Origin of the sequence: Rhodopirellula maiorica SM1 (assembly GCF_000346295.1) — a bacterium.
Lineage (GTDB): Bacteria > Planctomycetota > Planctomycetia > Pirellulales > Pirellulaceae > Novipirellula > Novipirellula maiorica.
In genome coordinates this window covers 1-12,693 of record NZ_ANOG01000889.1, presented here as the reverse complement: position 1 = coordinate 12,693, position 12,693 = coordinate 1, and the positions used below count along the sequence as shown (strand labels likewise).

Here is a 12,693-nt window from a genome sequence, read left to right as displayed (position 1 = left end):
AATGTCAGTCAACCTGACGGAAGCTGGACCAACGACATCAATCCCAAAGCGTGGCGGGGCACCACCATCTTTGGGGCGATCGCGCTCGCCGAAGCACTGCACTATCACGGTGAAGTGTTGGATCAATCGCGTCGCGATGCCTGGACCATACGGCTGGACGAAGCGGTGGGCGGATACCTGTATCGCGATTTCAAAAAGTCGACTTCACCAATCTGAACTACGGCATGACCGGGGTTTATGGGTTCCATCTGTTCGGTCGGTTGTTGGACAACCCAAAATACACGCAGCGGAGCGATCAGTTTGCCAAACGCGTCAAAGAGTTCTTTACACAGCCGAACAGCTTGCTGTGGGGTGAAGGAAAACCGAATGATAACCGCAGCGGTCGTGGGCTGTTGCCGGTGGACCTCGGTTACAACGTCGAAGAATCACTCAACGGCGTCGTGCTGTACGCGCTCGAAGTCGATGACCAGGAAATGCTCGATCTTGCCGTCAAAACTTTGAACGGGCACTTGGAATTTATGCTGCCCGATGGCGCGTGGGACAACAGCTGGGGCACGCGTTCACAGAAATGGAGCTACTGGGGCAGCCGCACGTCCGATGGATGCCAACCGGCATACAGCTTGATGGCAGGCTATAACGCGGCATTCGGGACGGCCGCGATCAAGAACGCGGAATTGCTACAGCGATGTACCGCCGACGGGCTTTTGCACGGCGGACCGCACTACGTTTCGCACGGCGTGAAACCGTGCATCCATCACACCTTCGCTCACGCCAAGGTGATGGCATTGGTGCAAGATAAAATGAACGCGATGCCCAAGGTCGACACGTCCGCCCCATTGCCGCGTCAAACCGCCGATGGCGTCAAACACTTCCCCGAACTCGACGTGTGGTTGGCCGCCCGCGGTCCTTGGCGAGCCACAGTTTCGGCGTACGACTCGATCTACAAAACGAAAAAGTCCGGTTTGTTGCAACAACCCACCGGCGGTGCCCTTTCAGTCTTGTATCACAACAAAGTTGGCACGCTGCTGGTATCCAGCATGGCACGTTACGAGATGGTCGAACCGCTGAACATGCAGCCTCAGCCAGGCGACGACTTTCCACTGACGACTCGAATCGAATCGAGAACGGACGACGCTTGGTACACCAACCTTTATGACTTGAAAGCCGAGGTCCAGACCAACGACAACGGCAAAGCGATTGCGTTCGCTGTCTCGACCAGCTTGCAGGACGAGAGTCGACAGACTGCCGAGGGCGAACCTTCTCAATACAAGCTTGGCTACCAATTCGCAGCGGACAGGGTCACGATCTCGGCTGAGAGTTCGAGCGAGAAGAGTTCAAGCGAGAAGGCGGCACCACGCTCAGCGGCATTGGTCATCCCGGTTGTTTCCCCCTCTGGTGAACCAGTCCGTCAAGTATCCGACACTCGCATCGAAATCGAAAAACCCGAGGGCATCGTCGTGGTCGAGTCGAATGTTCCTTTTGCGATCAAAGACACCGAAAAGGGACGCGTGTTCAACATGGTCCCAGGCATGGAAGCGGTCCCGATCATTGCTCGCTTCCCTCAGCATGCTAACCAGCAAGTGGTTTGCCATATCACCGTGATCTAGTTGCCAAATCCAAGTGGGGCGATGCTGCCGCTCCGCAGAATCCAATCGAATTGAATCAACGACATGAAACCCACTGGGAAATTTTCTTACGAATGTCTACTTCTAACTGTAGCGGTCGTTGTATGGATTCCCGCAGAGACGCAAGCACAATCCTCTGAGGTTGTCGGGGCACACGTTCGGAATTTAATCCAGCCTCCCGCGGGCCGACTTGCCATCGTCGCCGATGGTAACTCGCCGGACCCGGATGACATCGGTGCGACCGCAGTCATCTTTGGGTTACTCAAAGCGGCAAACCTGAACGATCGGCTCGTCTATCTGTCTCATTCGTGCGATCTCAAACCGTCCGCACGAATCTCGCCAGCGGACGAACGACGACGCCAAAACGTACTGCATCAAATCTGTAAGGATGGTATGGCACGATACGGCCCGTTTCAGAACCTAGATGGTTGCTTCAACTGCCGCATCGATCAACAAGCCGCCGTGGACGATTTGCGAGACGCGATCAACGATTCTTCCGACAACAATCCGCTGTGGATCATCGAAGCCGGAGAACCCGACATCATCGGTTACGCGCTGCGGGCGGCCGATCCGCCGCGGCGCAGGCACGTTCATGTCGTCTCGCATCACCCCGCCAACGACAACGCCGGCGACTTCTTTACCTGGCAACAGATCCTCGATTTCGGCGTGACCGAGCATCAGATCGGCGACCAAAACGTCGGTTTGAAGACCGCGATCCCTCCATGGGACTGGGCAAAGGAACATCACGATGAAAACGTTCACTGGATCTGGCAACAACTGGCATACGCCGAGCAAGACGGCGTGGTCAAATTTCAAGCCAACCACTTTGATTGCTCTGACGCAGGAATGGTGTATTGGTGGATTACCGGTGCCGACCGTGGCGGGAACAAACACGCCATACCAGCGGAGATCAAAACAATGCTCTTGCGAGAGGACAAATAGCGTGAAATTCGGTGTTCTGAAATGCGTTTCTGCCATCATGCACCTGATAGCGGCGGGCTGGATTGTCGCGTCGGTGCAAGCGACCGATTTGACAATGATCCAAAAGACGACTGTTGATCCCCATGCGCTCACGTTCGCCGACGGCCCCGCGACCCGCTTTGGCAACAACGTCAACGGCCGTACGCATCAGCAACAAGCGCTCATCTCGCATCGTGGTTATCAATACACCACCTATGTAGATGCGAATCGACGTGTTTGTTTGGGGCGACGCAAACTTTCCAGTCGTAACTGGTCGGTGGTCCGGTTCGAGGATCATCGTTTTCTGACAAATGATTCCCATAACACCGCGGTGATCGGAATCTGTGAAAACGATGGCACGATTCACCTCGCTTTTGATCATCACGCGACGCCGCTGAACTACCGCGTTTCAAAATTGGGTGTCGCTAGCGATCCTGCCGCTCACGAATGGGACGCGAGCTTGTTTGGGCCGATCATGCATTCGCTCGGAAGAATCGAGACAGCAGATCGCGTCACCTATCCCCGCTTCATCTCCTCGCCCGACGGTAACTTGATGTTCTATTACCGCGGCGTGACGTCAGGCAACGGCGACGGCATGCTCGAAAAGTACGACGGGAACATCCATAGCTGGGTGCAGGGAATGGGGAAGTTCATCGCCCGTGACATCGGGGTCTACCAATTCAGCGGCCGATCCAGTCTGTACCGCTGTCCGTACATGAACCCGCTGACCTTTGCCGGCAAGCGACTTCATGTCTCGTGGGTTTGGCGGGACCGCTTCGCGAGAACCCATCCCTCGAACCAACACGATCTTTGCTACGCGTACAGTGACGACTTCGGCGTCACCTGGCACAACTCGGATGGCATCGTCATCGGAAAAACGGAGACCAACCCCATCCATTTGAATAGTGCTGGGCTGGTTGTGATCCCCATACCACCCGACGCATTCGTTTCCAATTCGAACGCACAACACGTCTTTGCCAATGGACAAGTACACATTGTGATGCGACAGCGTGATGCGGCAACTCAGACACACCGTTATCACCATTATTGGTGTACTGAAAACGGCAAATGGACTCGTCAAGCATTACCCTTCTCGGGAAACCGTCCCAAATTGGTCGGCACGGACGCCGGCCAGTTGATTTTGATCTACAGCGACGAAATCCAGAATCAGGACCGATTGCTGTTTGCCCGAGGAGTGCCGAGTGAGTCAGGTGACAGCTACGAGTGGCAGCAACTGCAAACGCCGGTGCAAACGGTGCTTGGATCACCGTTGGTCGACGTCCAGCGGTGGGCCGACGAACAGGTCCTCTCGATATACTGCCAAGCCGCACCGCCCGAAATCATCCAAACGAAGGCGACCCAGCCTATCGATGGTATCCCATCCGCCCTTCACGTCATTGACTATCGCCTTCCATGAATTCGCCACCTCATCCTCGATTGAAACCGCTGCCCCCAATTCCGTCCGGTCGCATTTGCGGTGTCGCTTCCGCTAGTGGATCACTGCAACTTTCCGTCGCATCGATTGCTCGGATGATGCTCGTTTGTTTAACGGTCGCCTGTTTGGCAATGGGAGTTGCCAGCTTGGACGCAGCGGACCCCGCCGAGGCAGCACGGCCTAACATTCTTTTCATCATGGCCGATGACCTTGGATTCAATCAGATCGGTGCGTATGGCGACACTCCGATCAAAACGCCTAATTTGGATCGATTGGCGAAACACGGAATTCGCTTTACCCAGGCCTACGCCGGTAACACGGTTTGTTCGCCATCACGTGTCTCACTGATGACCGGTCGCGACGGCCGACTGATGCACGACAATTCGAACAAAGTACAACTGCGAGACATCGACGTTACGATCGCGCATGTGCTGAAGCACGCCGGTTACGACACAGCGTTGTTTGGAAAGTATTCGATCGGATCGCAGATGGGTGTCACAGATCCCTTGGCGATGGGCTTTGATACTTGGTTTGGCATGTATTCGATACTCGAAGGGCATCGCCAATACCCTCACTTCCTTTGGCGTGATGGCACAAAGATCCGTATTGCTGAAAACGAAGCGGGCAAGAAGGGTGCGTACGCTCAGCAGTTATTCACCGACGAAACAATCCACTACATCTCACAACAACGTGACAATCCCTTCTTTGTGATGTTGATGTATTCATCACCGCACGCCGAATTGGCGGCACCCGAGCAGTATATCAAACCGTATCGCGACCAGTTCACTGAAACGCCTTATACCGGAATGACAACTGGCGAACCGGCCGATCGCTACGCGTGGTATTACCCCGAAGCGGTTGACGAGCCTCGCGCCACGCTGGCCGGCATGGTCACGGCGTTAGACGCCTATGTCGGCCGCCTCGTCGATGCGCTTGAGCGAAAAGGCATCGCCGACAACACGCTTATCGTCTTTACGTCGGACAACGGTCCGCACGACGAAGGCGGGGGCGACCCCCAATTTTTCAAAGCCGCCGCGCCATACAAGGGCATGAAACGCGATCTGTTCGACGGTGGCATTCACGTCCCGATGATTCTCCATTGGCCCGCAAAAATCGGCAACGGCCGCGCCGACCACACACCGTGGACGTTCGCCGATGTGTTACCTACGTTCGCGGATCTGGCCGGGGTTTCGCTCTCGACGGTGCCACGTGCCAAAACGAATGGACACTCGATCGCGTCGTTGTTAAGCGAAACACCTCGCATGATCCCCGAGCGAACGTTGTACTGGGAGTTTGGCAAGCAAGCCGGTGACCCCAATTCGGGAATCATTGGCGAGGTGTTTCAAGCCGCTCGACGCGGGAAGTGGAAAGCAGTTCGCTACGGCTTGGATCAGCCGACGCAACTTTTTGATCTCGATTCCGATCCTGGTGAAGAAGTCGACCTGTCCCAACAACATCCCGAAATTCACAACGAGTTTGTCAGTCTGTTTGATGAGAATCGAAACTGACTCGACTTGCTACCCACGATTCCCACACTCGTCCGATCCCAACAACTTTTCCTATGCACGAATCACGCCTTTTTGCGATCGCCTTGACCATGGTGATGGGTTGCACCGTCATCGCACCGACAATGGCCGCCAAGCCACAACCGCATACACTTACAGTCGGCGAAAACTTTGTCGACCCAATCGGCTTCTACGATCCATCGCCGGTATTTTCATGGCAGTTACCGGTCGACGAGGACATCAAAGCACAAACGGCTTACCAGATCGTCGTACGATCGCGATCCAGTGCAAACGCTGGCACGTCCCCGGTTTGGGATTCAGGCAAAGTGGATTCGGACCAATCGGTGTGGGTGCCATACGAAGGTCCCGCACTCGAGTCACGTCAGCAAGTATCCTGGCGTGTGAAGATCTGGGACGACCAGGGACGCGAGTCCGAGTGGAGCGATCAAGCGACCTTTGAAATGGGGCTGCTCGATCGTGATGCTTGGGCCGCCCACTGGATCGAACTGGATCAGGGCGAACGACAACCCGATCAGGTGCAAATTTTGAAGGCCGAGTTTGGTGATCGTACCGCCGATCCACCCAAAGTCAGCAACGTGACTGAAAACCTACGCCGCGCAATCAAACGTGGTTCGACTCCCATCCGAGTTGTCACGCGGCGGTTAGGCGGCGATCCGGCCCCCGGTCAGGACAAAACACTGTGGGTCGACTACAAGATCAACGGCGTTCGCAAGCAGGTCGAACTGCCGCAGAACAACTCGTTCGATCCCTTTCCCGCGATTACGGCGCATCCGGCGTACTATTTTCGGCGGGAATTTGCGGCTTCCGGCCAAATCATCCAGGCCCGTCTGTATGCGTCGGCACTTGGTATCTATGAATTTCGAATCAATGGCCAACGAGTCGGTAGTGACATGCTGTCGCCCGGGTACACGATGTATTCTAAACGCGTCGAGTCGCTTTCCTATGACGTGACTGACTTGATCGATCAAGGAAACAACGCGATCGGTGCGGTCGTGGGCGAAGGCTGGTACGCAGGCAACCTGTTGTTGCGAAAGCGAACGGAGTTGATGAAGCTGACTCCGAAGCTACTCGCACAATTGGAACTGACGTACGCCGATGGTCGTGTTGAAAGGATCGTGACCGACAACCAGTGGCGGGCCACCAACGAAGGTCCGATTCGTGCTGCTGGGTTCTACCACGGCGAAGACTACGACGAGTCGAAACGGTTAGGAACTTGGAGCCAACCCGTTTTCGACGATAGCGATTGGATGCCCGTCAAAACCACTGGTATCAACGAGGGTCCGCAAGTGGTTCCCAAACCCATGCCGCCGGTGCGGGTGACGCAGCAATTGCATCCGGTCAAACTGACCGAGCCCGAACCGGGCAGGTATGTCTTTGACTTTGGTCAAAATCAAGTCGGCGTTCCCACGATCACGATGCCTGTGAATAAAGGCGAAACGGTGCAAATCCGGTTTGCAGAGATGCTACAACAGGACGGCACGCTGTATACAGAAAACTATCGCACTGCTCGTTCGCAGGCCACTTACGTTGCCGCCGAAACTGGAACAGTCACCTACACGCCATCGCTTTCGTTCTTTGGCTATCGCTATGTCGAGCTGAGCGGGCTTGCCGCTGGCGACACATTGACCCCCGATTCGGTCATCGCCAATGTGATGCACACGGATTTTGATTCCAAAGGAAGATTTACCTCGTCCCATGACAAGTTGAATCAACTGCAAAGCAATATTCGCTGGGGCCAAATCAGCAACTTTATTGACATCCCCACCGATTGCCCCCAACGGGACGAGCGGTTGGGATGGACCGGCGATGCCCAAGTGTTCTTGCCGACGTCGTTCTTCAACTACCACGTCTATTCATTCTGGTCTCGGTGGTTACAAAGCGTTCGCGACGAACAAACCGACGATGGCGAGATCCCCCACACGGTCCCCTCAACGCCGTTTGGCTATTCGAGCCCCGGATGGGCCGACGTGATCGTAACCGCCCCATGGCAGATTTATGTGCGGACCGGCGATTTGCGAATCCTAGCCGACAACTACCAAGCAATGCAGCGTTGGGTCGCGGTGTACCAGCGGCGGTCAAACGGGTTCATTCCCGATTTGACCGGTTGGGGCGATTGGCTTCAGCCCTATACCGAATCCGATCGCAAAGGCGACACCGCACAGGACCTGATCGCGACAGCGTACTTTGGTCGCGATGCCAGGATCATGCAATGGGCCGCGATGGCGCTGGGCAAATCCGACGACGCGTCCCGCTATCAGCGAATGCACGACGACATTCGCGCCGCGTTCACTGCAAAATACTTCCCGAACGGAGTCGCCGCCCCCGGGGCACGAACTCAAACGGCCACCCTGATGGGAGTAGGTTACGACTTGATTGAACTGTCGCTGCGTCCTCAGGTCGAAAAATTGTTGTTGGCTGAATTCGAGGAAGCCGATCGGCATCTGCGCACCGGGTTTCTGGGCACGCCGCTGTTGGCACCCGTGTTTGATGAACTCGGACACCCCGACATCAGCTACGAACTGTTGTTCAAAGAAAGCTATCCGTCGTGGTTCTTTTCGATCAATCAGGGCGCGACCACGATGTGGGAGCGATGGAACAGCTATAGCCACGCCGAAGGCTTCGGTGATGCCAGCATGAACTCGTACAACCACTACGCTTATGGTGCGATCGGCCAATTCATGTATGAACGGATCGCCGGGTTGTCACCGGATCCCGAGCACCCGGGCTACAAACACTTTTTCGTCCGTCCGTTGGTTGGTGGCCCGCTGACATCGGCGCGGGCCGAACTTGAAACGGGATACGGAACAGCCGTCAGTGCTTGGGAACTGCGTGACGGCAAACTTGAAATGGAGGTTGTGGTTCCGCCCAACACCGCAGCAACGGTGGATTTCCCCAATGGTCGGAAAAGCCAAACACTCGCAGCCGGAACCCACCAATTCCAACTTGATTTTCAAAGCACTGGAACGTGACATCTCGATACGGCAAATCCCTACTGCTGTTACCAATCGGCTCGTTTCCTGTGATCGTTATCGCGGATGTCGTTGTCTTGGATGAGCCGTGGCGATTGGATCGCAGCGTCGGGCAAAGCGTTAGTTGATCCAATCCAAACAGCGTCAAAGATACATGTTTAAGCATACCTTCAACCTCTTACCCCGAATTCAGATGTTCACACCAGACAACTTCACGATTGACGGCGTCAATCGGTGCGGGCGAATGTTCCTTGCGTTCGTATTACTGGCGGGCTGCTTCCCAGCCGTGTCATTGGCACAAGCGACCGCGATCACGCCTCCCGATGGTGGACGTGACGTCGTGTCGTTCGGCCCAGACCAGGAGATTGAATTCCGTTCACAGAACGTGGTCGCCGATGCCAATTGGATCGAGACAGCGGACATGCCGTTCGCAACGGCCTACAGTATCAAGTCGGATACGCGGTTCAGCGCCCCGGAAAACATGCGGCTTCGCATTCCAATCGACGGGTCGGTGTCCAAAGGCGACGTCGTGCTGATTTCGTTTTGGATGCGACGCCCCGGTGCCGGCGGTCAACCCAATAACGCCTACTTCTTCGTCGATGCCGATTCCAATTCAACCTCCTACCAATACAATTTGTCGGCTTACCGAGAATGGGTGCAACATGTGCGTTCCTTCGTTGCCAAAAGTGATTTCGACACCGCGGAAAGTTGTCTGCGAATTCAATTGGGCGAAGCAGGAACGCAAGTGCAGATAGCGGACCTGCGATTGATCAACTACGGTCCTGATCGCGACATCGCCACGCTGCCGAAATCAACGATCATGTACAAGGGGCGAGAAGAGGACGCAGCGTGGCGGACGCAAGCTCTCGCTCGCATCGAAAAGATCCGCAAAGGGGATTTGACCATCACGGTTGTCGATGCCGATGGAAATCCGCTGCCAAACGCACGCGTTCATGTCGCCATGCAGAAGCATGCGTTTGGCTTCGGTAACGCGGTGAATTCCGAGGTCTTGGGAGCGGCCGAGAGCGATTTCCCAATCAACCCGAAGAAAAAGATCATCGTCACTTGGGACGAAGCCCAGAAGTACCGTCAAGTTGTCAAAAAGTACTTTGACCGCGTCACGTTTGAATCCGAACTGCGTCCCCACGTCTGGAAGGGACTCAAAAGTGACAACGCACCGTCACGTCGTAAATACGATCTCTTTTTCAATAAAACACTTCCTTGGCTTTTGGAAAACAACATCAGCGTGCGGGGACATTACATCGCCTGGGCACCAATGGATTTCAATGCGATTGAAAAACAGTTTGTCGGCGACCCTGAGGCCCATCGATCGTGGCTGTGGCAACACATGAGAGACGTACTGCCAGCGACGTCCCATTTTGTGAGCGAATGGGACACGATCAATCACATCATCGGTTGGGGCAAACACACCTACGAAAAGGAGTATGGCGGTCCCGAAATCTACGCCGAAATCATGGCCGAAGCTCGTCGCCTCGCACCCGACGCGACTCACGCAATCAACGAAGGCAAGGTGTTACCGGACGGCTACAAACGCGAACCATACAAAGAGATCATTCGCTATCTCAACGAACAAGGCCAGCCGGCTGATATCGTGGGCTTCATGGCTCACTTCGGGCTGGCCTCGCTGACTCCTCCCGAAGAGTTGCTGAAAGTCTATGACGAGTTCGGCGAGATCGCGCCAAAGCTACAACTCAGTGAATTTGATGTGGACGCCGGCGACGACGAAGCGTTGCAGGCGGACTATTTCCGCGACGTGATGATCGCCTCGTTCAGTCACCCCAATTTCGTCGCGATCGTGCAATGGGGGTTCTGGGAAAAGATGCACTGGAAACCGGCGGCCGCGCTGTGGCGTGAGGACTGGAGCATCAAGCCGGCAGGCGAGGTGTTCGTCGACTTGGTCGCCAACCAATGGTGGACCGACGAGACGACGAAGACCGACGACGAAGGCACATGTCATGTACGCGGCTTTCTCGGTGACTACCAAGTGCACGTCCAAAGCGGAGCACAATCGGCGACCGCCACCGTCACGCTGCCACGCCGTGGAAATCAAATTCGCATTCAACTTACGAACTAAAATGAATAACGCGATCGACACCGTTGGCGGTTTGGGCGCAAGTACCGGTTGATTGTCGGAACCGTGGCTAGCGCCAAAGCGGCTAACAGACGGAGAATTGGAACCGTGGCTAGCGCCAAAGCGGCTAAAAACACGGAACGAATCCTGCCAATCTGCTAGCCGCGATCGATGCTTCGTTTTTATGTGCGGTGCAAAGTTATCCTGTTACGACCAAACTTGCTAAAAGAATGTTTTGACGTGAAATCTCTCACAACCTCGTTTTTCCTGTTGCTATGTCTTGTTCCGGTATTCGCCGCAGCCAGCGAAAGCAAAAACGTGTTGATCATCTTCATGGATGACCTTCGGCCTGAACTCGGCTGTTATGGGCATCCAGTCATCAGCAGCCCGAACATCGACGCGTTGGCTGCGGACGGGGTGCTCTTTGAACGTGCGTATTGCCAGCAAGGTATCTGCGCTCCTTCGCGGGCCAGCATGATGGCGGGCCAGTACCCCGACACGTTAGGCATCTATGACCTGTGGTCCCCGCTTCGCCGCACCGTTCCTGATGCAATGAGCATGCCGCGCTATTTTACGCAGCGAGGCTTCGAAACCTCTTCGTTCGGCAAGGTGTATCATCACCATATCGACGACAAGCCGTATTGGTCGCACTTGCCCGCCGTGCCCGGCGAGAAGTACGCGGCGCCGCAAACTCTGGCGAAAATTGCTCGTCAAAAGCGTCTTGCTCAAGCCAAAGGACTCAAGGGCGTCGATCTGTTTCTCTCCACCCAGGGCCCGCCGATTGAAAACGCAGACGTCCCCGACGACACGTATCCCGATGGTGCGGTAGCCAACCAAGCCATCGAGACACTGCGGCAGAAGCGAGACAAGCCGTTTTTTATGTGCGTTGGATTCGCAAAACCACATCTGCCGTTCGCTGCCCCCAAACGATACTGGGATCTCTACAAACGCGAACAATTCGCAGTCCCCCGCCGGAAGCTTCCAACCGATGCTCCGGTAATAGCCTTCACCAATTGGGGCGAGCTTCGCGCGTACGCGGGCATCCCCTCCGAAGGCCCATTGAGCGACGACCAGACGCAGCAGTTGATGCACGGCTACGCCGCGTGCGTCAGCTATGCCGACGCGCAAGTTGGTAAAGTGATTGCGGAACTCGACCGCCTCGGTCTACGCGACAACACGATCGTGGTGCTATGGGGTGACCACGGTTACAAACTCGGCGACTATGGACTGTGGTGCAAGCATACTAATTTAGAACTCGACACTCGCGTGCCGTTGATTGTGTCGGCTCCTGGATTCGCAAAAGGCGTTCGAACCAAGGCATTGGTCGAGATAGTCGACCTCTTCCCAACGCTCGCGAAACTTACTGGCGGCGAGCCTCCGCCGCAGTGCGATGGCAACAGCTTTGTACGCATTCTGGAGAAGCCCGCGGCCACGTTTCGCGAATTTGCGATTAGCCAATACCCACGTGGCTCGGTGATGGGATACAGCATTCGTACCGAGCGGTGGCGTTACACCGAATGGATCGATGCAAAAACAAGACGCGTTGTTGACCGCGAACTTTACGACCATCAAACGACGCAGCGTCCCTCGCACAACCTCGCCGACAATGCCGAGCATCAAGAGTTGATCGCCGACCTATCACAATACGTGGATGCGACCAACCGAATCAAAAATGCTCAGTTAAAATAGCCGTAGCGGATCCCAATCCCCAAACACGAAAATTCGCACATCAAAACAGATCGCAACGTCCCGTCATCTCCGTTTTGGGTCAGCGAATTGCATTTCAGACGTCATCAGGAAAACTCTTTTACTTCTCGCTTCCAAATAGCTCCTCTGGTTCGATATGAAAACCTTAAAAAATACACTCATCCGTCGTCTCGCCCCGCTTGCGTTACTCACGCTGACGTTTTTGAGCGTGCCACTGGCAACGCTAGAACATTCGTTTGCAGCGTCGCCGCAACCCACTGCACCCGATGCAATGAACATCTTGGTGCTGTATGCCGACGATTGGCGGAATGACACCTTGGGGGTGGCCGGAAATCCGGTTGTCAAGACGCCAGCGCTCGATCAGCTGGCGAGCCAGGGG

The 12,693-nt window shown here is 55.3% G+C and carries 8 protein-coding genes and 2 pseudogenes; all 10 read left to right on the top strand.

Annotated elements, in window-relative coordinates; all coding sequences use genetic code 11:
- Positions 1-36 precede the first annotated feature (36 nt).
- Positions 37-788: pseudogene (locus tag RMSM_RS44005) on the top strand (ulvan lysase-like protein); the annotation flags it as partial.
- Positions 780-1,607, top strand: a complete 828-nt coding sequence (locus RMSM_RS44000; RefSeq protein WP_478212713.1) for an ulvan lysase-like protein — start codon at positions 780-782, stop codon at positions 1,605-1,607. The pseudogene RMSM_RS44005 and the gene RMSM_RS44000, both read left to right, overlap by 9 nt.
- 63 nt (positions 1,608-1,670) lie before the next feature.
- Positions 1,671-2,567: a hypothetical protein gene (locus tag RMSM_RS28310; RefSeq protein ID WP_008705259.1), complete on the top strand. Its 897-nt coding sequence runs from the start codon at positions 1,671-1,673 to the stop codon at positions 2,565-2,567.
- Between the two features lies 1 nt (position 2,568).
- A complete protein-coding gene (locus tag RMSM_RS28305; RefSeq protein WP_236622334.1) occupies positions 2,569-4,002 on the top strand; it encodes a BNR repeat-containing protein in 1,434 nt (477 codons plus the stop codon).
- On the top strand, positions 3,999-5,528 hold the full coding sequence (locus RMSM_RS28300) for a sulfatase-like hydrolase/transferase (RefSeq protein WP_008705254.1): 1,530 nt from the start codon (positions 3,999-4,001) through the stop codon (positions 5,526-5,528). Before RMSM_RS28305 ends, RMSM_RS28300 begins: the two co-directional genes overlap by 4 nt.
- A 53-nt stretch (positions 5,529-5,581) precedes the next feature.
- Positions 5,582-8,515, top strand: a complete 2,934-nt coding sequence (locus tag RMSM_RS28295) for a glycoside hydrolase family 78 protein (protein ID WP_008705252.1) — start codon at positions 5,582-5,584, stop codon at positions 8,513-8,515.
- Positions 8,512-8,643, top strand: coding sequence for a hypothetical protein (locus RMSM_RS43495; RefSeq protein WP_008705250.1), 132 nt, complete (start codon positions 8,512-8,514; stop codon positions 8,641-8,643). Before RMSM_RS28295 ends, RMSM_RS43495 begins: the two co-directional genes overlap by 4 nt.
- A gap of 65 nt (positions 8,644-8,708) precedes the next feature.
- On the top strand, positions 8,709-10,610 hold the full coding sequence (locus tag RMSM_RS28290) for an endo-1,4-beta-xylanase (RefSeq protein WP_008705248.1): 1,902 nt from the start codon (positions 8,709-8,711) through the stop codon (positions 10,608-10,610).
- 237 nt (positions 10,611-10,847) lie between these two features.
- Positions 10,848-12,296, top strand: coding sequence for a sulfatase (locus RMSM_RS28285; protein ID WP_236622333.1), 1,449 nt, complete (start codon positions 10,848-10,850; stop codon positions 12,294-12,296).
- A gap of 154 nt (positions 12,297-12,450) precedes the next feature.
- Positions 12,451-12,693: pseudogene (locus tag RMSM_RS28280) on the top strand (hypothetical protein); the annotation flags it as partial.

Excerpts from the sequence above, each read along its gene's own strand:
- RMSM_RS44000 (WP_478212713.1), top strand. The coding sequence starts at position 780 with ATGGCATTGGTGCAAGATAAAATGAACGCGATGCCCAAGGTCGACACG.
- RMSM_RS28310 (WP_008705259.1), top strand. The coding sequence starts at position 1,671 with ATGAAACCCACTGGGAAATTTTCTTACGAATGTCTACTTCTAACTGTA.
- RMSM_RS28300 (WP_008705254.1), top strand. The coding sequence starts at position 3,999 with ATGAATTCGCCACCTCATCCTCGATTGAAACCGCTGCCCCCAATTCCG.
- RMSM_RS28295 (WP_008705252.1), top strand. The coding sequence starts at position 5,582 with ATGCACGAATCACGCCTTTTTGCGATCGCCTTGACCATGGTGATGGGT.
- RMSM_RS28290 (WP_008705248.1), top strand. The coding sequence starts at position 8,709 with ATGTTCACACCAGACAACTTCACGATTGACGGCGTCAATCGGTGCGGG.